Genomic DNA, 22,365 nt, shown 5'->3' on the forward strand with positions numbered 1-22,365 from the left:
CCGGTGACCGCCGTCACTGACCAGGACCACACGGAGCACACCGACCACATGAGGCGCACCGACAGCGGCAGCGGCGACACCGGGTCCCTGGAGCACGTCGGTCGCGCCGCCACGGGCGCCCTGGACGGCACCGAACGCGCCGACGGCCTCGCGCACGCGCGCCTGAGCCTGGCGAAGGAGGGCCCCGGAGACGACGGCTCCGGTACCGGCGGCCGCTACGAAGGGCGGGACGACGCCACGGAGGACGCGAACGGCGGTGAGCGTGAGGGGGGTGGCGGCGGGCGTGAAGGGGACGGCGCCGGTGTCCGGCACGCGCGCGTGCCGGACGAGACCGCCGAGGACGGTCCGGACCCCGGCCGCGAGCGTCCCGCGCGCGTACGCGACGAGGACCATGACTCAAGGGCTGCTACCGGGCCCAGGGAGCGTCCCGCGCGCGTACGCGGCGAGAACGCCGACCGCGCCCAGGGTCAGGGCACCGAGAGCGAGCACAGTCGTGACGCCGACCGTGGCCGTGGCCGTGGCACCGAGCGCGACCACGGTCGCGACACGGACCGTGAGCGCGAGAGCGACGGGCACGCCGAAGCCGAAGAGGGCGGCGATCGTCACGCCGTACAGGGCCGCGAACGTCACGGTGCCCAGGACCGCGACCGGGGCGGTGCGCAGGACCACGACCGTCTCGGTGCCCAGGACGGTGACCGGCGCGGCGAAGCCGGTGGCAACGGTGACCGGGACCGTTCCGCGCGCGGGCGTGGGGCCGAGCAGGGTGTCTCGGTGCCCCGCCCCCACCCGCACCCCGCACGCTCACCGAAGCCCCGCCCCGCACCGGACGCCACGTCCTCCAGGACGAGCACCGCGACAGGCGCCGCCACCCCCACCCCCGCCTCCGCCACGGACGGCGAAGCCGGTGCCGCCCAGGAGACCTGGGACGACGGCCTCATCGCCCGCCGCGCCACCGGGTCCGCCTCCGCCGAGCGCTCCTCCTCCGGGGAGCAGCCGCACCGCGGGCCGGGCGCGCAGGTCCCGGTCCCGCTGGCGTACGACGGCCCGCTGCGCTCCCGGCTGAACGCCCTGCGGGAACTCGTGGGGCTGTCCCGCACCCGGCTGGACAGCCACACGCTCGCCGAGGCGGGCCGGGTCCTGGACGAGGCCGCCGCGCGTCGCAAACTCTCCGGCCGGCACACCGTCGTCGCCCTGGCCGGCGCGACCGGCAGCGGCAAGTCCCAGCTGTTCAACTCGCTCGCCGGAGTGGCCATCTCGGAGACCGGCGTACGCCGCCCGACCACCGCCGCGCCCATCGCGTGCAGCTGGAGCGACGGCGCGGCGACCCTCATCGACCGGCTGGGCATCCCGGGCCGGCTGCGCCGCCGCCCCATGCACAGCCCGGACAACGAGGCGCAACTGCGCGGGCTGGTCCTGGTCGACCTGCCCGACCACGACTCCGCCGCCGTACAGCACCGCGAACAGGTCGACCGGATCCTGAGGCTGGTCGACGCGGTCATCTGGGTGGTCGACCCCGAGAAGTACGCCGACGCCATGCTGCACGAGCGCTATCTGCGGCCGATGGCCGGCCACGCGGAGGTCATGTTCATCGTCCTCAACCAGGTGGACCGGCTGCCCGGGGACGCCGCCGACCAGGTCCTGGACGACCTGCGGCGGCTGTTGGACGAGGACGGCATCGCGCTCGGCGAGCACGGCGAACCGGGCGCCACCGTCCTCGCGCTGTCCGCGCTCACCGGCGAGGGGGTCGGCGAACTCCGCGAGGCGCTCGGCCAGTTCGTGGCGGAGCGCGGCGCGGCGGCCCGCCGGGTGGCGGCCGACCTGGACGCCGCCGCGGCCGGACTGCGGCCCGTGTACGCCACCGGGCGGCGGGCCGGCCTCGCCGAGGAGGCCCGTGAGGAGTTCGCCGCGCGGCTCGCGGACGCGGTGGGCGCCACCGCGGCGGGCGAGGCCGCCGAACGCGCCTGGCTGCGCAACGCCAACCGGGCCTGCGGCACGCCCTGGCTGCGGCTGTGGCGCTGGTACCAGGGCCGCGGCGAGGCCACGACGGGCCGCCACGCGGTCCGCGGCCAGGCCGACGAGGAGGCCACGGCCCGCCAGCGGGTGGAACAGGCGGTCCGCACGGTCGCCGACCGGGCCTCGGCCGGGCTGCCCGCACCCTGGGCGCAGGCGGTGCGCGAGGCGGCCGTACGCGGGTCCCAGGGGCTGCCCGAGGCGCTGGACGCGCTGTCGGCGCGGGCCGGACTGCCGCCGGGCCGCCCGCCCCGGCCGGGCTGGTGGCCGGTGGCGGTACTGGTCCAGGCGGCGATGACCCTGCTGCAGATCGTGGGCGGCGGGTGGCTCGCGGGGCAGATCGCCGGGCTGATGGCACCCAACCTGGGCGTTCCGGTCCTGCTGATGGTGTGCGGGATCGTCGGCGGGCCGCTGGTGGAGTGGGGGTGCCGGATGGCGGCCCGGGGGCCCGCGCGGCGCTACGGCCAGGAGGCGGAACGGCGGTTGCGGGAGGCCGCGGCGGGCTGCGGCCGGGCCCGGGTGCTCGATCCGGTGGCGGCGGAGCTGCTGCGGTACCGGGAGGTGCGGGAGCAGTACGGGAGGGTCGCCCGGAGCAGGACCGGGGTGGTGTAAGCGGGGATCGGTGGGACCGGGTGCGATCGGTACGACCGGTGGGGCTGGTGGGTTTGCAGAGGTCACTGGGGTTGCTGGGGACGCTGGGAGGGGACGGGGTTCACCCGCGCGGGTGACGGAGTTATCCACAGGCGGGCGGGCGTCCACAGCGCTCGGCGGGCTCGGCCCGGCGGAGGCAGTCTGAGGCCACGGCGATCGCACGGCGGGTCCGGCCACACAGGCGGCGGACGGCGCGAGCGGTCGGCGGGATGTGCGGGCGCGTACGGCAGTCGTACGCGCCGGCACGGCAGACGCAGCCGTACGGGACGGGCCCGTACGTGTGTCCGCCCGGCCGGAGGAGCGCGGGCGGGGGAGGGGAGCGAGACGTGAACGAGACCATCGTCTGTGTGGTGGGCAACGTGGCGACCCAGCCGGTCTACCGGGAGTCGGCGGCGGGTCCGTCGGCCCGGTTCCGGCTGGCGGTGACCTCGCGTTACTGGGACCGGGAGAAGAGCGCCTGGACCGACGGGCACACCAACTTCTTCACGGTGTGGGCCAACCGGCAGCTCGCGGTCAACGTGGCGGCGTGCGTGGAGGTGGGCCAGCCGGTCGTCGTCCAGGGCCGGCTGAAGGTCCGCACGGAGACACGGGAGGGACAGCAGCCGTGGGCCTCCGCCGACATCGACGCCGTGTCGATCGGCCACGACCTGGCCCGCGGTACGGCGCTCTTCCAGCGCGCGGCCAGGCCCGACGCGCCGGTCGCGGTGGCCCGTCCGGAACCGAACTGGGAGACACCGGACCGGACGGACGCCCAGGAGGGCCCGGCGCATCAACAGGCGCCTGAGCCAGTACCGGTGACGTGACGTCATGTCCATGCGGTGACGTGCCGTCAGTCACGGAACCGGTGGATTTGTCGATAAGGCCAGCTCATGGACGGTCCCGGCGATAACGATTACGGATCGGATCGGCCATCCGATCATCCGACCGGCGGATTGGGCTCCGAGTGATCCATAGGATGCCGGGCGTGCCCCTAGGGGCTGCCGATTTCTGCTGGTGGGACCGTCCCCCACGTCCAACGGGTCCTGCTCGAAGGGGAATTCTGTGCTTGCTGCGCTAACTGGGCTGTGCCGGTCCACCGGAACGGCACGCCTGGCCGCCGCCACGACGGTGTCCGGCCTCGTGGCGGCCGGCGTGCTGTCCGGCGCCGGTACGGCGGTGGCCGACGAGGCACCGCGGACCGAGGGCGGGGCGACGGCCACGAACAACGGTCTGAAGACCTACGGCGAAGCCGTGATCCACGGCGACGGCGGCGACCAGCGCGTCCCGGCGGGCCTGTTCGAGATGTCCGTGGACGGCGGCGGCACCCTCCAGACGTACTGCGTCGACCTGCACAACCCGACCCAGCGCGACGCCAGATACCAGGAGACACCCTGGAGCGGCACCTCGCTGGGCACCAACAAGAACGCGGGCCGGATCGGCTGGATCCTGCAGCACTCCTACCCCCAGGTCAACGACCTCGCGGCACTGGCCCGCAAGGCGGGCGCACCCGGACTGACCGAGCAGGACGCGGCGGCCGGCACCCAGGTGGCCATCTGGCGCTACTCCGACGGCGCCGACGTCGACGCCCTCGACCCACAGGCCGAGAAGCTCGCCGACTACCTGGAGAAGAGCGCCCGCGGCGTCGGCGAGCCGAAGGCCTCGCTCACCCTGGACCCGCCCGCGGTCTCCGGCCGGCCGGGCGACCGGCTCGGCCCGGTCACCGTGCACACCAACGCGAGCGCGGTCACGGTGAGCCCGCCGACGGACGCGGCCACCGCCGGGGTACGGATCACCGACAAGAACGGCAAGGTGATCACCTCGGCGAAGGACGGCACCCGGCTCTACTTCGACGTCCCCGAGGACGCGGCCGGAGACGCCGACCACACCGCCGACAGCGGGGCGGGCACGGCCGAGTTGACCGTGCAGGCGTCCACGACCGTGCCGGTGGGACGGGCCTTCGCCTCCGACAGCCGCAGCCAGACGCAGATCCTGGCCGGCTCCAGCGAATCCACCGTCTCCGCGACCGCGACGGCCGGCTGGGCCGCCGACGGCCCGATACCGGCGATGTCGGCCCGCGAGAACTGCGCCAAGGGCGGGGTGGACATCACCGCGGTCAACAACGGCGACGAGCCGTTCGACTTCCAGCTGATGGGCACCGGCCACACGATCCCCGCGGGCGGCACCCGCACGGTGACCGTGCCGCTCCAGGAGGACCAAACCTACGACTTCACGATCACCGGCCCCCACGGCTTCAGCCACCGCTTCACCGGCGTCCTGGACTGCAAGACCCAGGGAGCGGTCACCACGCAGACGGTGGCCCAGCTCCCCAACGAGCCGAGCCCGGCCTCGGTCGGCGGCAGCGCCCTGGACACCGCCGACCTGGCCGAGACCGGAGTCTCCGCCCTCACCCCCCTGATCACCGGCGTGGCCATAGGCCTGGTCGTGATCGGCGGCGCGGTCCTGGTCATCCTCCGCCGCAAGGACACGACACCGGACGCGTGAGAGCGTCCGGGCTGGGAGAGGGCCCGGGCCGGGAGAGCGTCCGGGCTGGGAGAGGGCCCGGGCCGGGAGAGCGTCCGGGCTGGGGCGGCGGGCGGAGAGCGGGTGGCCGTGAGCCCGGTGGCCGGGCCCACGGCGCACGGAATCCGACGCCCCTCTCAGCAGCCGATCGGTGCCGAGCCGACGGCCACGTCGTCGAACCACAGGGTGTCGTCGCCGCTGCCGTAGCTCTCCCAGCCGAGCCGGAGGGAGGTGGGCCGGGGCGGGGTGGTGCGGGAGAGCCACTGCTGGTCGATGTCCTGGGTCGGTACGCCGTCGGCGTGCAGGCCGGGGACCTGCTGGTCGCCCAGCCAGGTGTCCAGCTTGGGCGCGGAGGTGTCGATGGCGAACCGCAGGCACTGCCAACTGCCCGTCGGCAGCGGCTTGCTCAGCGCCACACCGGCCGGGCTCTGTGCGGGGAGCGTGGCGTCGTCGCTCTCCCGGTTCCACTGCAGGGCGCCGTTCTGGCCGCCGACCCTGAGCGCCCGGCCGCCCTGGGAGCTGTCCGGCATGGAGACGAAGGTGACGTGGGAGGAGGGGAGCGCGGTGGTGTGCCGTACCCACATACGGACGTACAGCACCGGGCCGACCGTCGACAGGTCGGTGGTGGCGGCGACGAAGGCGTGGTTGCAGTAGCCGGCCCGGCCGTCCACCCGGAGGGACTTGGTGCCGCTGTGTGCCACGGCCGTGTCGACGGTGGCCGTGCCCGTGCCCTGGCAGTCGGGCGCGGTGAAGCGCCAGTCACCGGACGGAGAGGTGCCGGTCTGGTTCTCGAAGTCGCTGCACAGGGCGGCGCCACCGCAGTCGGCCGGCGGCTGGGTGGGGGAGGGGGTGCCCGGAGTCGTGGGCGGTGTGGTCGGCGGCTCGGTGGCGTCGCCGCCGCAGGAGACGCCGTTGAGGCTGAAGTCGGTGGGCGCCGGGTCGGCGGACTGCCAGGTGCCCTGCACGCCGAAGTCGGCGGCGCCGCCGCTGGGCAGGGCGGCGTTCCAGTCCGTGCCGGCGGCGGTCACGGAACGGCCGGTCTGGGTGACGGTGGCGTTCCAGGCGGAGGTGATGCGCTGGTCGCCGCCGTAGGTCCAGGTCAGCCGCCAGGCGCTGAGCGCGGCGCCGAGGTTGGTGACGCGGACCTGGGCGGTGTAGCCGCCGGACCACTCGTTGACGGTGTAGTCGACCCGGCAACCGGCGGCGGCTCCGGCTCCGACGCCACTGGCGGGCGCCGCGACCAGGAGGGACACCGCCAGCCCGAACACGGCCACGACCGCCGTCCAGGGCGTGCGCACCCATCGGGGGCACCGGGTGGGCAGTAGGGGCATTGGGGCTCCTGGGGGGTGGGAGGTGGGGAGGGGGGAGGGGGAGGGGGAGGGGGGACCCCCCGGGTGGCTGGGAGATCCCCCTTGAGTGTCTGGAAGCCTCCTCAGAGCGGTTGGGAGCGCTCCCAGCCACACGGACGCGACCCGGTTGGCGCCGGGTCGCGTCCGGTGGGTGATGGGGACGGGGGTTCGCCGGGTCAGCGGAAGTTCACGTCACTGCACAGGAAGTAGGTCTGGTCCATGTGCGAGGCCTGCCAGATGGTGTAGACGACGTGGCGGCCGGAGTAGCCGGACGTGCTGACGGGGATCGAGTAGGTCTGGCTGGGCGCGTACTTCCCGGTCTTGGTGACCAGTTGCAGGTCCTGCCAGGTGAGCGGCTGGGTGGTGGGGTCGAAGCCCTGCCGGGTGACGTAGACCAGGAAGTAGTCGGCGCCGTGGCTGGCCTGGTCGGACAGCTTCACGGTGAAGTTGGAGCTGACGTCGGTGGTCTTCCAGGGGCCGACGGCGTCGAGGGAGTTGTAGCGGCCGCTTTCGGTCTGGCCGCCGCTGCACAGCTGGCCGTTGGGGATGGCGGCCTGGAAGTTGCCGGCGGAACCGTTGCGGTACAGGCCGTTCCAGTTCCACATGGCGTTGGGGTTGGCCTGCCAGGCCTGCCAGCACATGGGGTCCTGCTGGGCCATCGCCGGGTTCTGGAAGTCGCTGCCCCAGCGCTGCCAGCAGCCGTAGTTGCGGGAGGCGGGGTCGACCACCGAACCGTGTGCGGACGCGGTGCCGCCCCAGGTGATCAGGCTGATCAGCACGCCGACGAGGGTGCCCAGGACGAGCGCCAGCCGACGGCCGGTACGGCGATGTGCATGCTCATGACAATGCATTGCGGGGTTCTTCCTATGGGGGACGTCTTCGCTGTGCGGGTGCCGGGTGCGTGGGAGCGCTCCCGCGCCCTCCAGGCTGCGCGGCCCGGAACGAGGGGGCAACGCCTTGTTTCCGCCAAAGCTGGAAGGTGCGACCGGTGGGGCGAACCTCCGCGAATGGCTATGAACCATCCACCGAGTCCTCCACCGGAGGCACGCGAGCAGTCGGTGGATTCCTTGCGGAGACGAGTGGCGCATTCGCTTCGGTCGGTCGAGGGGGCGGGGCCGCCAAGGCCGGGTGCGACCACACCGGGCTTGACCCTCGGCACGTAGATCACGTAGATGGCGTGCGCTTCGGGCCTGCCGTAGCCGTTCGGCTGAGACGGCGGCGTCAGTCGGTGCCGGCCCAGAGCGAACCGCAACCGCCACGGCGGCGGCAGATCACCATGTCTCTGGCAGCAGGCAGGTCGCGGCGGCGTGTCGTCCTCAGGCCGCTTCGTCCTCAGGCCGCTTCGTCCTGCCGCTGCCAGTCACGAGGCCAGTTGCCGGACGGGGGAGGGGGTCCCGCGATGCCCAGGTCACGCCGTGCGAGAGCGTAGAAGTCATCCCGTGCTCGGCTCATCTGCCCGACTGCCTTCTCCCAGCCGGCAGGGTCGTCTTTCAGGCCGCGAGCATAAAGTTCGACGTTCCACACGGATTCATGCCACTTACGAGCCGCCGCTACGGTCTCCGCTTCCCCGACGAGGAGCATCGTTTCCCACTCGGTCGCACGTCGCGCCTCGGCTTCGGCGAGCTGTGCCAGGCCCTGTTCCGGATCCAACGGGTCCACGGCGTGCTGGAACCCCCTTGCGGCTCCTATGCGCTGGGCGATGTTGATCTGGTGCTTCAAGCTGTTCGCGTAGGACGCGTAGGTGTCCAGCCTCTTCTGATCCCAGCGTTCGGCTCTTACCCGTCGCCACCTGCTCCGTTCCGTGAGGCTGGTGGCCACGTAGGAGCCGATGGCGCCCACGAGGACGCCGGCCAAAGCGGGCAGCTGCTCCCACAACGTTGATCCCCCATCACTGACGAAGAAGGTCGGAGACATGGCGACTCGATCAGTGACGCTGTCCGGTCGTCGTACCAGTCGACGGCAGCGGCCGGAGCGGGCCCGGTACGAGCTCGTGAGTCGGGTGTTGCCGGGTACCGGCGTCATTCCTCGCGGTGCTGAGCGAACACCCGCCGCTGTTCGTCCCGCCAAATCCATTCGGCGGGACGGGAGAAGGGCAGGCTGCGGGCAAGGTCGGAGAACTGGTCGGACGGCTCGCCGCTGGCCTTGTTCACCACGATCGCCGAAAGCATCGGTGCTCGTCCGTCCTCGTTGCGGTGGAGGCAGACGTCCTTGAGCAGGTAGGTCATGACTCCGCGGTGAGGCGGGATGGAATCGAAGCCTTGTGCCGCCAGCTCGGCGCTCAGCTCCCCGTACGTGATGGTCCGTCCCTGCCGGGCCCGCTCCCGCAGGACGTCCACGGCAGCTTCGAGAGCTGCCGGGTACTCCGGGTCCTTGATCCTCATGGCCCCTCCCCCATCTGATGGACACTGCCCGGCCTGCGCATCGTACCGGCCGGGTGCCGGTTCGTACCGCTGTGAACAGCCGAACAGGCGGACCAGGAGCAGAAGTTGCCTTACCGCGGAACAGCTCGGTGATCACCCGAAGACGACCAAGGTCACGGACCGCGGGGCGCAGCACCGTCTTCACTGACGCGCAGGTCCACGTCCCGGCGCACCGGCTCAGCGGGCCATCCAGCGGTCCATCTCCCGTGCTCGTGTGTCCAGCGCGGCGACGATCGCGGCTGACGCGGCCCGGGGGGTGCCGGGGACCTGCATGTCGGACTGGACGCCACCGCACACATGGCCGGGACCCGCTTCGGGCATGTGGACATCGATGCCCGCCCGCCGCGCGAGCGCGATCACCGTCGCCGCGAACCCCTCGGAGAGCGCGTTGATCACGGCGTGCCCGGTGCGGCAGTGCCAGGCGACCAGGCCGCCTGCGAACTCCGCGAAGACAGCCGGGTCGACCTCAAGTGTGCTTGGGTCGCCCCAATACTTTCCGGGGCCGATTCCCGAGGGCAGCCCGAGTTCCGCCTCGAAGACCTCGACCTGCCGTAGGAAGAGGCGGCCGGCACCGTTCGACGGGTTCCACAACGTCTCGTCACCGATGTCGAAGTTCATGCTCATCGCCGATCCCCCTGTTCGGTCGCCTCGACTCAAGGTAGAAGATCGAGCGGGGAATGCGCTCTTGAGTATCCGGTGTTTCGGGTACCTCAGCTCGCCTCTCCGCGCACGCTATGGCCCGCTCCTCGTCCACCGACCCGGGCCACCTATGCGGTCGCAGAAAACTGGACACACGCGCCTCGTCGGTCGGCTCAGCCGGCGTCGGGGCTGACCGACACCTTGGTCCGGATCGCTGCCGTGATCGGTGCGCCTCGCTGACCTCGCCGCTGAGCGGCCACTCGACAGGGGTGACGAGGTGACCGCCCGCTCGACTATCGCTGTGACGGAACGATGAACGCCCGCCGTGGCTGTGGCTCCTTCGGGTCACGCGGCTGTGGCTGCTGGGCGCGTCGCCACTCCGTGACCAGCCACGCATACCGTGGGTCGACCCACTCGGACTCCGACATACGGCCTCCCTTCGCCAGTGAGGCTACGGCCACTCGGGCTTTGGCATCGGCCGGATGGTGCATGACGGCGCATGTTGGCACTTCGCGACTACGGATACGAGCGTCTCGTCCTCCGGCGGCCCCCACAGCTCCGGGTCCGCCTCCCATCCGAGCTCGGCGATCTTCTCGCGGGTGCGGTTCAGGATGGGCGGGTCGTAGTTCGTCGGGTCGTAGCCCGGGTAGTGGTGGATGAACCGGCCGCCGAGGCGCTCGCACAAGTCGGCGTACGTGCTGGTGTGCAGCAGCAGGGCGTGCCAGCCCTCGTCCACGATCCGGCTGGGTGCGAGCCCGATGTCGGGATTCTTCGCGCAGGCGGCCACGAACTTCAGGCCCTCCTCCACGATGCGACCCGCGATCTCCGGGGACATGTCCGGGTTGGCGTCCATCACCGTCTGGCGGCAGCTTGTGAACTGCTCGTCGGTGATGAGCGTCCTGGCGAAGACCTTCGGTGGCTTCGGGTCGACGGGGCCACCGTCGGGGGTGGGCCCGGGAGGTACGGTCATGGTGTTCTCCTTCGCTGGTTGCGGATGGGGACGCGCGCCCGGGCCGGGAGTTCTTCGCGGGACCGCTCGGTCCGGGCGACGCAGTTGTGGATCGGTACGCGGCCGCCCCCGACGGGGGCAGGACGGCCACACGACTCCAGCGCTTATCCCGAGGCGTCCGTCCGAGGCGCCGTGCTGGAGGTCTGACCGTGTCCGGAGCTGTCGGCAGCGTTGCCGACGACCGCCCCGAGCACACCTGAGGACCATGTCCGCCGCGCGGAGCAGGTCAGAGCTGAGCACTGCGCCGCGCATGATGAAGAAGATCCTCGCTTCGCCTTCTTGGGCGCCTCCAGCTCGGCCCAGACGTATTTCTCCCGGGGCAATCGGGTGCAGCCCCACACCCTTGTCACGGCTTCCACCAGTGCCAGGCCGCGTCCGCCGCCTTCGAGAGGCCCTGCGGGCTGGAGAGCGGGCCAGAGTTCAGGGTGCTTGTCGATGACGATGAGCCGGACCGCGTCCGACGGCATCCGGCGCACGACGACCCTCACGCTCGATGTCCACGTATGTCTGAACGCGTTGGTCACCAGTTCCGTCACCACCAGCGCGGCATCATCCAGCATGCTGTCCATGCCCCAGGCCGTGAGGACGTCGATCACAAAGTGCCTGGCGATCGGCACGGATGGCGTTCCCCCGCGCAGAACGCGGACCTGCGAAAGCTGCCTACTCACAGCTGTCACCGCTGCCGCTCAGCCCAGCACCACCGCTGTACCGGGTCGATTCCGCGGAGATCTGCATGCTCGTCGGTATGGCTCCTGGAACCCTGTTCCGGACAGACGCCAGGGCTTTCTCTCCATGGGCATCGGCAGTCATGGCGGCATCACTCCTACTACGCTGAGTCGCCCGGTTATCAGCCATGACGGTACGTAGGCGTGATCGCCGCTTGTAGTGACCGTGAGTACGGGTAAGGGCCAGTCGCGGGCGAGCAAGGGGGCGCCATGACAGATCGGGCGGGACAAACCCCGACTGGTGGTCAGGGAACCGCCGGACGGGGACGTGCGGGCATCATCTCGGGGTACGTCTTCCGGGTCATTCGTGAGCAGTCAGGACATACCCAGGAAGGTCTGGCCGAGGTGTTCGGCGTAGCCGCGGACACCGTAGCTGGGTGGGAGACGGGACGGCGGCCCCTGACCTCCCTGCCAGTAGGGCAGATGCTCGCCCATCGTCATCGGCTGTTGCAGATGGGCACGGTGCCTGAGCTGCTGGCAGCCCTTGAACGGGCGATGGTGGCCGACATGGTGCTGGCCGGCGTGCTGGAGGACGAGGCACCGACGGTTCCGAATCCGCTCGGCGCCTGGGTGATGCAGCGTGACCTCGTAGAAGTGCTCACCTGGCCCCTCAACGGCGTACCGCCCACCCCCCTGCGCGCGCTTCCTGCGCCTCCTCGCCCACGCCGCGGCCCGGTGCCGCTCGCGCCCGAGCTTGCGACGGATGACCGGCGCCGATTCTTCAGCCGCATGCGGGAGACCGCCGAGCAGGCGCGGGGCGGCCGGGACTTCCTGCTACGGCGGCAGGCCCTCTACCTGGCGGGATTCGACCAGGATCCCGACACGTCCGAATGGCTGGCCCACCAGCAGCGGACCGAGCGGCCGGACGACTGGCTGACGCGATGGCTCAACTCCCGCTCCGTCGCCGCAGTAGCCGCACGGCAGGGTGACCGGGACCGAATGACCCACTTCATCACGCGCACCCTCGGCGACGACGCCAGGGCCGAGGCGGCGAACCTGAACTACTGGGCGTACTGGATCGGCGAGGCTCCGTACATCCAGTTGACGGACGACTTCATCGGCGCCCCGACGCCTGGCCCATGGCACGGCGACCGGCTGATGGCGCACCTTGTCCGAGGGCTGACGCCGCAGCACGGTTTCTTCGACCTCAACGTTCACACCCTGTGGGCACTGCTTGCCGCGCGCCCGAACCTGCTGCGTACGCAGTCCGCGGCCGGGCGGGCCCTGCGCGAGCGCCTGCCTGTGATGTTGGATGACTCCGGGCTTTCGCCACAGGCTCGGCGGGAGTTGGAGGGCATCCGGTACGCAATCCGCCTCGCCGAGGCGTGAAAGGGGGCACCCATGGGTGACCAAGACCTGGCGGACGTGGCCCACTTCCTGTGGGAGACGGGCACGCTGAAGACGGCCCGCCGGACAGGCTGGTGGATGGCGGGGGTTCGGGACCCCGAAAGTGTTGCCGAGCATTCATGGCGCACGTCCGTCATCGCCTCGGTCATCGCCACGCTGGAGGGCGCTGACGCCGCACGCGCCGCGCACCTGGCGGTCTGGCACGACTCGCAGGAGACACGCACCGGGGACGTGAACCACCTGGGGAAGAAGTACGCCGCCCCAGGCGACCCCGAGACCGTCACGGCGGACCAGACAGCCGGCATGCCTGAGGTGCTGCGCGCCGCCGTCCGCGCAGTCGTCGCCGAGTACGAGGCGCGGGAGACGCCCGAGGCCATCTGCGCGCGGGACGCGGACAAGCTGGAGTGCATGTTGCAGGGGCTGGAGTACAAGGCCCAGGGGTACCAAGCCGCGCAGCGCTGGGTCGACAACAGCCGGGCCCGGATCGTCACGGAGTCCGGCCAAAGACTGGCCGACCAGCTACTGGCCCAAGCCCCTCTCGACTGGCTTCGCGCAGCCATGGGCGAGAGCAGCTGACGCCGACCTCGACGGAAGCGGCCCTGCCTTCACCCAGGGCCGCGGGACCGCTGACCTTCGAACGGTATGGTCCTTCGTGGGCCGTCTCCGGGCCGTGCAAGGGCGCCCGAAGCCGGCCGACGGTGACCGGCAGTGACAGACGAGACACGGCGCGCCACAGTGAAACCGCAGGTCAGGACCCCCGGACGGAACGGGTTTCCCCGTAGGGCTGGCGGTACGGCAAGATGGGGTGTATCTGCCCACTGCCAGATTTCAAGCTGCCGGACGGTTTCTCTTGGCTGAGTTCATTTACACCATGCGCAAGGCGCGCAAGGCGCACGGCGACAAGGTGATCCTCGATGACGTCACCCTGAACTTCCTCCCCGGGGCGAAGATCGGCGTCGTCGGCCCGAACGGTGCCGGTAAGTCGACCGTGCTGAAGATCATGGCGGGGCTGGAGCAGCCGTCCAACGGTGACGCCTTCCTCTCGCCCGGCTACAGCGTCGGCATCCTGCTCCAGGAGCCCCCGCTGAACGAGGAGAAGACCGTCCTGGAGAACGTCCAGGAGGGTGTCGCCGAGATCAAGGGCAAGCTCGACCGGTTCAACGAGATCGCCGAGCTGATGGCGACCGACTACTCCGACGCGCTGCTCGACGAGATGGGCAAGCTCCAGGAGGAGCTGGACCACGCGAACGCCTGGGACCTCGACGCCCAGCTGGAGCAGGCCATGGACGCGCTCGGGTGCCCCCCGGGCGACTGGCCCGTGGTCAACCTCTCCGGTGGTGAGAAGCGCCGCGTCGCGCTCTGCAAGCTGCTGCTGGAGCAGCCCGACCTGCTGCTCCTGGACGAGCCCACCAACCACCTCGACGCCGAGTCGGTGAACTGGCTGGAGCAGCACCTGGCCAAGTACCCGGGCACCGTCGTCGCGGTCACCCACGACCGGTACTTCCTGGACAACGTCGCCGGGTGGATCTGCGAGGTGGACCGCGGCCGCCTCCACGGCTACGAGGGCAACTACTCCAAGTACCTGGAGACCAAGGCCGCCCGTCTGAAGGTCGAGGGCCAGAAGGACGCCAAGCGGCAGAAGCGGCTCAAGGAAGAGCTGGAGTGGGTCCGCTCCAACGCCAAGGGGCGGCAGGCCAAGTCCAAGGCCCGTCTCGCGCGGTACGAGGAGATGGCCGCCGAGGCCGAGAAGATGCGGAAGCTGGACTTCGAGGAGATCCAGATCCCGCCGGGCCCGCGCCTGGGCAACGTCGTGGTCGAGGTCAACGAGCTGAGCAAGGCCTTCGGCGACAAGGTCCTGGTCGACAACCTCAGCTTCACGCTGCCGCGCAACGGCATCGTGGGTGTCATCGGCCCGAACGGCGCCGGCAAGACCACCCTGTTCAAGATGATCCAGGGCCTGGAGACGCCGGACTCCGGCGACATCAAGGTCGGCGAGACCGTCAAGATCTCCTACGTCGACCAGAGCCGCGCCAACATCGACCCGAAGAAGACGCTGTGGGAGGTCGTCTCCGACGGGCTCGACTACATCAACGTCGGCCAGGTCGAGATGCCGAGCCGGGCGTACGTGTCGGCCTTCGGCTTCAAGGGTCCGGACCAGCAGAAGCCGGCCGGGGTCCTCTCCGGCGGTGAGCGCAACCGGCTCAACCTGGCGCTGACCCTGAAGCAGGGCGGCAACCTGCTCCTGCTCGACGAGCCCACCAACGACCTCGACGTCGAGACGCTCTCCAGCCTGGAGAACGCCCTGCTGGACTTCCCAGGCTGCGCCGTCGTCGTCTCCCACGACCGCTGGTTCCTGGACCGCGTCGCGACGCACATCCTCGCCTACGAGGGCGAGTCGAAGTGGTTCTGGTTCGAGGGCAACTTCGAGTCGTACGAGAAGAACAAGATCGAGCGGCTGGGTCCGGACGCCGCGCGTCCGCACCGGGCCACCTACAAGAAGCTGACCCGGGGCTGATCGGTCTTGCGCCACATCTACCGCTGCCCGCTGCGCTGGGCGGACATGGACGCGTACGGCCACGTCAACAACGTGGTGTTCCTCCGCTACCTGGAGGAGGCCCGGGTCGACTTCCTGTTCCGTCCGGACAAGGACTTCCAGCAGGGGTCCGTGGTGGCGCGCCACGAGATCGACTACAAGCGGCAGCTCGTCCACCGGCACGAACCGGTGACCGTCGAGCTGTGGGTCAGCGAGATCAAGGCCGCCTCCTTCACCCTCGCCTACGAGGTGAAGGACGGCGACCTCGTCTACGCCCGGGCGTCGACGGTCATCGTCCCGTTCGACTTCGCCGCCCAGCGTCCGCGGCGGATCACCGCGGAGGAGCGTGACTTCCTCCAGGAGTACACGGACGCCGGCGAGGGCGCCGCGGAGGCCGACGGGGAGGCCGTCGCCGCATGACGGTGCTGCACCTGGCCGACGAGACGGAGGCGGCGGACCTCGCCGCCTTCCTCTCCCGGCTGCTCCACTACGACCGTGGGGCCGCGGTGCGCCTCCAGGCGGCCGGCACGGCACTCGCCGTCTTCGGCCGGCCGCCGTCCTTCGAGGTACTGGCCGTCCGCGCGGTGCGGCTGGCCAAGCCGTACGAGGACGGGCTCGACGCCACCCTCGACGTGACCGTCTCCGCCGGGGAGCTGCTGGAGTCCGTGGACGAGCGGGCGGCCACCGCCGCCGTCCCGGGCGCGGTCACCGGTCCGCCGTGGGCCGGACTGCTGCCGCCGCGCACCGGCTGGCGGCCCGAGCCGGGGCTGCCCGCGCCGGACGCGCTGCGCGCCACGGTCGCCGCCGCGGTGACCGAATTCCGCTCCCGCACCGAGGAACTGGCACCCGAGGCCCGTACCCGCGCGGAGCTGGACCGGATCGGTCGGGACATCTGGTCCCGGCGGATCGGGGGCACCGCTCTGCCGGTGCGGGCCGTGCACGCCGCCCAGTCCCTGGGCTTCCTCCGGCCGGGCACCGGGGCCGCCGACACCGGGCTGTTCTCCTCGGGGACGTGGCTGCGGCTGCGCACGCCGTACGGATCGGTGGCCGTACGGCAGGCGGGGCCGCTCGGGTCCCTCGGGGTCAGCGTGCGCTGACCCGCACCCGGCTCAGCCGGGCGTGTTCACCATCGACGCGGCGGCGTACGTCAGGTAGTTCCACAGCGTGCGCTCGTGCTCCTCGGACAGCCCGAGTTCCTCGACGGCCACCCGCATGTGCCGCAGCCAGGCGTCGTGCGCCGCCCGGTCCACGGTGAACGGGGCGTGCCGCATGCGCAGCCGGGGATGCCCGCGGTTGTCGCTGTAGGTCGTGGGGCCGCCCCAGTACTGCATCAGGAACAGGGCCAGCCGCTCCTCGGCCGGGCCCAGGTCCTCCTCCGGGTACATCGGCCGCAGGAGCGGGTCCCCGGCGACTCCCTCGTAGAAACGGTGGACGAGCCGGCGGAAGGTCTCCTCCCCGCCGACCTGCTCGTAGAAGGTCTGCTCCTGAAGCGTGCCGCGCCGAATCTCATTCACCCGTCTATCGTCTCAGACGCGGTGACCCAGGACGGAAGACGTAGGACCGCCCCGTGCGGGGGCCGCCCGCCCCTACTGTGGACCCATGGGCTACGACACCGGCACCGAGGCGCTCGCCGACGCGGCGCGGGCCGAGCTGGTGCGGCGGATCGACGCCGGCGGTGCCTGGGCGGCGGACCCGGTGTGGCGGGAGGCGTTCGCGGCGGTGCCCCGGCACCTGTTCGTGCCGTACTACTACGTCCCCGGGCCGCGCGGGTACGAACGCCGCTGGGGCGAGAGTCCCGAACCGGCGGCCCGGGAGCGCTGGGTGCGCGGCGCCTACGCGGACGTGCCGCTGGCCACCCGGCTGCGCGACGGCGAGCTGGTCTCCTCCAGCAGCCAGCCCTCCCTGATGGCCCGGATGCTGGTCGCCCTGCGCGTCGAGGACGGCGACCGGGTCCTGGAGGTGGGCGCCGGCACCGGCTACAACGCGGCCCTGCTCGCCCACCGGCTCGGCGCCGACGACCTGGTGACCACCGTCGACCTGGAACCGGAGATCACCGAGTCGGCCCGGCGGCACCTGGCGGCGGCCGGCCACCACCCGGCCGTGGTCACCGGCGACGGCGCGCGCGGGGTGCCCGAACGCGCCCCCTACGACCGGATCATCGCCACCTGCGAGCTGTGCGCGGTGCCGCGCGCCTGGCTCGCCCAGTGCCGCCCCGGCGCGCGCGTCCTCACCCCGCTGGCCACCGGACTGCTCGCCCTGACCGTGCGGGACGCGGAGCACGCCGAGGGCCGCTTCCTGCCCGGGGCCGCCTTCTTCGTGCCGCTGCGCGGCCAGGTCCGGGCCGGTCCCGGGAGCGTGAGCCTGTCCGGACTGCCCGCCCGGGCCCGCGAGCAGGAGCCGTTCCGCTTCCTGCTCGCGCTGACCCGGGGCGCCCTCGGGCCCCGGGAGGCGTACGCGCTGTGGGAGCGCGAGGGCGCCCCGGGCCGCGGCCGCTACGGCGTCACGGTCCGCGGCGAGCACGCCTGGGCCTGGCTGGACGACCCCGCGGGGCCGTACGCCTGGCCGCTGCCCTGAGCGGGGTCAGCCCCGGCGGACGGTGATCGTCGTCCAGGCGCCCACGTGCACCCGGTCGCCGTCCCGGAGGGGGACCGGCACGAACGGCTGGATCGGCTCCTCGGACATGTTGACCGTGGTGCCGTTGGTCGAGTTCTGGTCGACGACCGCCCAGCTGCCGTCCGGCTGCTGCACCAGCATCGCGTGCTGGTGCGAGACGCCCGGGTCCTCCGGCGGCACCGACAGGTCGATGTCCGGGGTGTCGCCGGTGGAGTGCCGGCGGCGCCCGATGGTCACCTGGTTGCCGGTGAGGGTGCGCTGCTGCTCGGGCGAGTACGCGGGCAGGTTCAGGCCCGCGGCCTCGGGGCCGGAGCGCTGCATCATCGCCATGAAGTACTCGCGGTCCGGGCCGATGGTCGCGGTCCAGGTGCCCGGCCGGGCGCCCTGGGCCTGCGACTGGTGCGGCACGTGGGGTGCCTGCGGCGCCTGCGGGGCCTGGGCCTGCTGAGGTGCCTGCGGGAACCCGCCGGGGCCGCCCGGTCCGCCCGGTCGTCCGCCGGGGCCGCCCGGTGCGGGCGGTGCCTGGGTGGCGCCGGGGTGCGGGTAGCCGTAGCCGCCGCCCTGGCCGCCGGTGTCCTGGCCCGGGCCGCCGGACGACGGCGGGGAGATCACCCAGTCGTCCTCACCGGCCGGGGGACGGCGGTTGCCGCGCGGGAACGCGGGCGGGGCGGGCGGAGCGGAGGCTCCGGCCTGCTGGAACGCCTGCGGCACGCCACCGGGACCGCCGGTACCGCCAGGGCCGCCGGGTCCACCCGGTCCGCCGGGCGGCGGCGGGACCGGACGCGAGGGGTCGCCACCGAAGCCGGAGGGACCGGGGCCGCCGGGAGCACCGGGACCCGACGGGCCGCCGGGACGGGAGGGATTGCCGGGGCCCTGCCCCGGGCCGCCGCCGAACCCGGACGGGCCGGAGGGAGCGCCGGAACCGGGGCCCTGCCCCGGGCCGCCGAACCCCGACGGGCCGGAGGGAGTGCCATTGCCGGGGCCCTGCCCGGGACCGCCGCCGAAGCCGGACCGAGGCCCCGCCGGACGACCGGCACCGGGACCACCGGGACCGGCCGCGGGACCACCAGGACCACCGGGACCGGCCGGACCACCGGGACCACCGGCGCCAGGACCCCCGGGACCCTGACCCGGGAACCCGTCGGGACCGGCACCCTGACCGGGGAACCCGCCGGGACCGGACGCGCCACCGGCACCGGGACCACCGGCACCGGGACCGCCGGGTCCGCCGGGTCCCTGTCCGAACCCCTGCGGGGGCGTGGGCGGGCGGCGGTCGCCGGGCGGGAAGGGCGGCCGGCCCGCGGCGGGCGGGGTCCGGTCGGGGCCGAACGGGGTCGGGCCCGACGGCTCGCCGCCGAAGGACGGGATCGGTTCGGCGGGCCGGTTCACCTGCGAGGGCCGGGAGCCCTGGTACTCGTACCCGTCACCGCCGCCGTAGGTCGCGCTGGGCGGCTGGAACCGGGGCTGCGGCGGGCGCGGCGCGGCCGGGGTGTACGAGGTCGCCGTGTTGGTCAGGAAGTTCCACCGGCACTCCTCGCAGAACGGCGCGCCGCCCTCGCGGGGCGTGCGGCACTGCGGGCACAGCTCCGGTTCGGGGCCGGCCGCGGCGGGGCCGGGCCGGCCGGGCGCGCCGGCGGGCGGCGGGAAGCCGTAGCCGCCGGCGCCCGGGGGCGGCGGCGGGGGCGGAGGTACGGCACCGGCCATGCGGTGACCGCAGACCTCGCACCAGTCGTCGGAACCCGACTGGTGTCCGTTCGGGCAGGTCGGCATGTCGGTGCTTCCCCTTCTCCTACGCTTTGGAGGGTCACTTCTTCACACGGACGGTCTTGGTGGACCGGGTCTCCAGAGTCATCTCGTCGGCCTCCGTGACCCTCGTCTTCAACCGCACAGTACCTGTCGCGGCGTCGACCACGTCCACCACCTTCGCAAGCAGTTTCGCAGTATCGGCGTTGCCGGAGGCGTTCGCGAGCTGAACGGCCCTCCCCAGTTTGGCCGTTGCTCCATCCAAATCGCCCGCTTTGCGCAGATCGATACCTTGCTGGATGACTTGAGCCAGTTCGGCCTGCCCGGTGTAGTGGGCGACTTGGGGGCTCATGGCGGTGGAGGCGGCCATGTCGTCGGTCCACACGGCCCGTACGAGGCCCTGCGCGCCGAGGTTCTGTACCGTTCCGTCCCGTTGCGGGATCACCAGGGAGACCCGTGCCGCCAGCATCTCGTGGCCCAGTCCGGCCGGCGGGACCGTCACGGACAGGTGGTAGTCGCGGGACTCGTCGCCCCACGACCCGGTCGGGTAGTCCCCGGCGCGCGGCCCGGCCTCGGTCCGACGGTGCGTCAAGTCCTCGACGGCGGGCGCGACTTGCTTGACGAACCGGAGGGCCGCCCCGACCGGGGTCCACACCCGCAGGGTGACGTCGGCGACCTCCTTGCCCATCGCCGTCTCCATCATCCGCGTGAAGTCGGCGGCGAGCCCGGCCGGGTCGGCGACGATGTCGGCGGTGCCGAGCAGCGCCGAGGCGATGCCTGTGACTTCTTTCACGTCCCAGTCCGTGCCCACGCCCCGCGCGTCACAGGTGAACCGGCCCGCACAGGCGTCCAGGGTGGCCCGCAGGTCCGCGGGCGACTCGTGTTCGTTGCGGCCGTCGGTGAGCAGGATGCCGTGCCGGATGGTGACGTCCGCGGCGGACAGCAGCCGGTCGGCGAGCCGCAGCCAGGTGCCGATGGCCGTACCGCCGCCCGCGCTCAGCCGGCGCAGCGCCTGCTTGGCCTGCGCGCGGGTGGTGGCGTCGGCGACCGCGAGCCGCCCGCCGCCCGGGTAGACCTCCTGGGCGACATGGGTGCCGCCGATCACCGCGAAGCGGGTGCCGTCGCGCAGGGTGTCGATGGCGGCGGCCGTGGCCTCCCGCGCGCCGCGCATCTTCGCGGGCGGGTAGTCCATGGAGCCCGAGCAGTCGACCATGACGGCCACCGCGGCGGAGGGCCGCTCCGGCGCGGCAAGGGCACCGCCGAGGGTGCCGCCGCCAGTCGCGGTCACCGTCACTATGGCGTCGACCTGGCTGCCGCCCTCGGGCAGGTACTCGTTCTGGTAGACGTCCACCGAGAACCGCGGTCCGTCCGGCTTCGCGAAATTGGCCATGTTGTGACGCATCCCCCTCGATCGGCCCGCCCACGCCGGGCCCCGGCTGCGGGCGGACCGGTCCCCTCCGGTCCGTCCCGGCTTCCCCGTGCCGCAGTCCCGCGGGCTACGGCCTTCCCGCCGATCCTGCCCCCTGCGGCGGCGCGGGGAACGGCAGTACCGCCACTGTTACGTTGTCGTGGCCCCCGCCGTCCAGGGCGTGCCCGACGAGCACTTGGGCGCCGTGCAGCGGGCGGGTCGCCGCGTCCGGCGGGACGACCTCGGACATCTCCTGGGGCGTCTCGGCGTAGTTCCACAGCCCGTCGGTGCACACCACCACCGCGCCGGGCCGGTCGGGCTGGAAGCAGGCGGTGTGCGGCTCCAGTTCGTAGGCGTCCGCGCCGAGCCAGCCGGTGATCGCGTGGGCCCGCTCGTCGGCGTACGCCTCGGCCTCGCTCATCAGTCCGGCGGCCACCATCTGCGCGGCCCAGGAGTCGTCCTCGGTGAGCCGGGCGGACGGCGCGGTGCGGTCGGTGGGCACCCAGTAGACCCGGCTGTCGCCGACCCAGCCGACGACCAGCAGCCCGGAGGTGACCACCGCGCCGACGATCGTGCAGGCCGGCGCGTTCTGGTGCGGGGCGTGCTCACGGGCCGTCGCGGGTTCGTCGGCGAGCGCGTTGACGGCGTGCGCGGCGGCGACGATCGCCTCGTGCATCGCCGCCTGCGGATGGGTGCCGTGCTCCAGTCCGGCCAGCAGGGTGTCGCCGGCCGCCCGGGAGGCGGCCAGGGAGGCGGCGTCGGGGCGGGTCGCGGAGGACACGCCGTCGCAGACGATCGCCAGCGCCGCCGGGGTGCCGTCGGGCAGCGTGGTGTGGCCGACCGCGAACGCGTCCTCGTTGCGGTGGTGGCGCAGTCCGCGGTCGCTGACGGCCGCGACCGGGCCCGTCTCCCGCTCCAGGTGGTCGCGTTCGCGGGGCTGGGCGTGCCCGCAGTTCTCGCAGTAGCCGTCGTCGTCGACCCGGCCGGTGCGGCAGGCCACGCACAGCCGCGCCGGGGCGGCGGGGGCGGCGGCCGGAGCGGCGGGGACGGCCGACCGCGGGTCCGGCGCCTGCAACGGGTACTCGTCGGGCTCCGCCGGCCGGTCGAAGCGCACCCCCGAACCGGCGGACCGTTCGTCCCCGTCCTCCTGCCCGTGCGGCGCGGCGCCGTCCGCGCCGGGGCCCGGCGGGTCCGCCGGGGGCGCGGGCGCCGGGCCGGCGGGCCAGGGGGCGGCCCGGTCCGTTCCGTTCCCGGGCGCGGCGGCGCCGGTCATGGGGAGCGTCGGATGGTCCTGCGGCGGTGCGGGCACCGCCGAAAGGTCGTATCCGCACGCTCCGCAGAACAGGTCACCCGGCTCCACCGGTTCCGCGCAGCTCGGGCACTTCGGCAGTGCGGCCTGCCGGGGCATCTGCGACATCG

Annotated in this window: 20 protein-coding genes; 9 read left to right on the forward strand and 11 right to left on the reverse strand. The window is 72.6% G+C overall.

Going from position 1 to position 22,365, the window contains the following annotated elements; translation table 11 throughout:
- The first annotated feature begins 3 nt into the window (after positions 1–3).
- The 3 genes from ACSURM_RS23815 (at position 4) to ACSURM_RS23825 (ending at position 5,142) form a co-directional block, all read left to right on the forward strand.
- Positions 4–2,622: a GTPase gene (locus ACSURM_RS23815; protein ID WP_436957774.1), complete on the forward strand. Its 2,619-nt coding sequence runs from the start codon at positions 4–6 to the stop codon at positions 2,620–2,622.
- A gap of 365 nt (positions 2,623–2,987) precedes the next feature.
- Positions 2,988–3,464, forward strand: a complete 477-nt coding sequence (locus ACSURM_RS23820; RefSeq protein WP_436957775.1) for a single-stranded DNA-binding protein — start codon at positions 2,988–2,990, stop codon at positions 3,462–3,464.
- Between the two features lie 238 nt (positions 3,465–3,702).
- Positions 3,703–5,142 carry a Cys-Gln thioester bond-forming surface protein gene (locus ACSURM_RS23825; RefSeq protein ID WP_436957777.1) on the forward strand — a complete coding sequence of 480 codons (1,440 nt, stop codon included), beginning with the start codon at positions 3,703–3,705 and terminating at the stop codon, positions 5,140–5,142.
- A gap of 155 nt (positions 5,143–5,297) precedes the next feature.
- On the opposite strand, the gene ACSURM_RS23830 is transcribed toward ACSURM_RS23825, so the two are convergent.
- From ACSURM_RS23830 to ACSURM_RS23860, 7 genes are all read right to left on the reverse strand, one after another.
- Positions 5,298–6,491: a cellulose-binding domain-containing protein gene (locus tag ACSURM_RS23830; protein WP_436957778.1), complete on the reverse strand. Its 1,194-nt coding sequence runs from the start codon at positions 6,489–6,491 to the stop codon at positions 5,298–5,300.
- Between the two features lie 194 nt (positions 6,492–6,685).
- On the reverse strand, positions 6,686–7,360 hold the full coding sequence (locus tag ACSURM_RS23835; protein ID WP_436957780.1) for a lytic polysaccharide monooxygenase auxiliary activity family 9 protein: 675 nt from the start codon (positions 7,358–7,360) through the stop codon (positions 6,686–6,688).
- Between the two features lie 481 nt (positions 7,361–7,841).
- Positions 7,842–8,423, reverse strand: coding sequence for a hypothetical protein (locus ACSURM_RS23840; RefSeq protein ID WP_436957781.1), 582 nt, complete (start codon positions 8,421–8,423; stop codon positions 7,842–7,844).
- Positions 8,424–8,527: 104 nt separating this feature from the next.
- A complete protein-coding gene (locus ACSURM_RS23845; RefSeq protein ID WP_436957782.1) occupies positions 8,528–8,890 on the reverse strand; it encodes a hypothetical protein in 363 nt (120 codons plus the stop codon).
- 216 nt (positions 8,891–9,106) lie between these two features.
- A complete protein-coding gene (locus tag ACSURM_RS23850) occupies positions 9,107–9,553 on the reverse strand; it encodes a DUF6086 family protein (protein WP_436957783.1) in 447 nt (148 codons plus the stop codon).
- A 466-nt stretch (positions 9,554–10,019) separates the two neighbouring features.
- Complete coding sequence (locus ACSURM_RS23855) at positions 10,020–10,538, reverse strand: glycine-rich domain-containing protein (RefSeq protein ID WP_436957785.1); 519 nt, start codon at positions 10,536–10,538, stop codon at positions 10,020–10,022.
- Positions 10,539–10,681: 143 nt separating this feature from the next.
- Positions 10,682–11,194: an ATP-binding protein gene (locus ACSURM_RS23860; protein WP_436957787.1), complete on the reverse strand. Its 513-nt coding sequence runs from the start codon at positions 11,192–11,194 to the stop codon at positions 10,682–10,684.
- A gap of 318 nt (positions 11,195–11,512) precedes the next feature.
- Between ACSURM_RS23860 and ACSURM_RS23865 the strand changes: the two genes are divergently transcribed.
- From ACSURM_RS23865 to ACSURM_RS23885, 5 genes are all read left to right on the forward strand, one after another.
- Complete coding sequence (locus tag ACSURM_RS23865; protein ID WP_436957788.1) at positions 11,513–12,631, forward strand: helix-turn-helix domain-containing protein; 1,119 nt, start codon at positions 11,513–11,515, stop codon at positions 12,629–12,631.
- 12 nt (positions 12,632–12,643) lie between these two features.
- Positions 12,644–13,225 carry an HD domain-containing protein gene (locus ACSURM_RS23870; RefSeq protein ID WP_436957790.1) on the forward strand — a complete coding sequence of 194 codons (582 nt, stop codon included), beginning with the start codon at positions 12,644–12,646 and terminating at the stop codon, positions 13,223–13,225.
- Between the two features lie 274 nt (positions 13,226–13,499).
- Positions 13,500–15,164 (forward strand): energy-dependent translational throttle protein EttA, encoded by a 1,665-nt coding sequence (ettA, locus tag ACSURM_RS23875; RefSeq protein ID WP_436957791.1) that lies wholly within the window; start codon positions 13,500–13,502, stop codon positions 15,162–15,164.
- 6 nt (positions 15,165–15,170) lie between these two features.
- Positions 15,171–15,602: an acyl-CoA thioesterase gene (locus ACSURM_RS23880; protein ID WP_436957792.1), complete on the forward strand. Its 432-nt coding sequence runs from the start codon at positions 15,171–15,173 to the stop codon at positions 15,600–15,602.
- A complete protein-coding gene (locus ACSURM_RS23885) occupies positions 15,599–16,279 on the forward strand; it encodes a hypothetical protein (protein ID WP_436957794.1) in 681 nt (226 codons plus the stop codon). Before ACSURM_RS23880 ends, ACSURM_RS23885 begins: the two co-directional genes overlap by 4 nt.
- A gap of 12 nt (positions 16,280–16,291) precedes the next feature.
- On the opposite strand, the gene ACSURM_RS23890 is transcribed toward ACSURM_RS23885, so the two are convergent.
- The gene (locus ACSURM_RS23890; protein ID WP_289972375.1) at positions 16,292–16,696 is read right to left on the reverse strand and encodes a globin; all 405 of its coding nucleotides are present in this window, start codon (positions 16,694–16,696) and stop codon (positions 16,292–16,294) included.
- 85 nt (positions 16,697–16,781) lie between these two features.
- Here ACSURM_RS23890 and ACSURM_RS23895 point away from each other — a divergent pair, with 85 nt between their 5' ends.
- Positions 16,782–17,756 carry a methyltransferase domain-containing protein gene (locus ACSURM_RS23895; RefSeq protein ID WP_436957796.1) on the forward strand — a complete coding sequence of 325 codons (975 nt, stop codon included), beginning with the start codon at positions 16,782–16,784 and terminating at the stop codon, positions 17,754–17,756.
- A gap of 6 nt (positions 17,757–17,762) precedes the next feature.
- Here ACSURM_RS23895 and ACSURM_RS23900 read toward each other — a convergent pair whose 3' ends face one another.
- The 3 genes from ACSURM_RS23900 to ACSURM_RS23910 form a co-directional block, all read right to left on the reverse strand.
- Complete coding sequence (locus ACSURM_RS23900; protein ID WP_436957798.1) at positions 17,763–19,565, reverse strand: FHA domain-containing protein; 1,803 nt, start codon at positions 19,563–19,565, stop codon at positions 17,763–17,765.
- Positions 19,566–19,599: 34 nt separating this feature from the next.
- A complete protein-coding gene (locus ACSURM_RS23905) occupies positions 19,600–20,928 on the reverse strand; it encodes a vWA domain-containing protein (RefSeq protein WP_436957800.1) in 1,329 nt (442 codons plus the stop codon).
- Between the two features lie 106 nt (positions 20,929–21,034).
- On the reverse strand, positions 21,035–22,363 hold the full coding sequence (locus ACSURM_RS23910; RefSeq protein ID WP_436957802.1) for a PP2C family serine/threonine-protein phosphatase: 1,329 nt from the start codon (positions 22,361–22,363) through the stop codon (positions 21,035–21,037).
- Between the last annotated feature and the right edge of the window lie 2 nt (positions 22,364–22,365).

Origin of the sequence: Streptomyces sp. SudanB182_2057 (genome assembly GCF_964272715.1) — a bacterium.
Taxonomy (GTDB): Bacteria; Actinomycetota; Actinomycetes; order Streptomycetales; family Streptomycetaceae; genus Streptomyces; species Streptomyces rubradiris.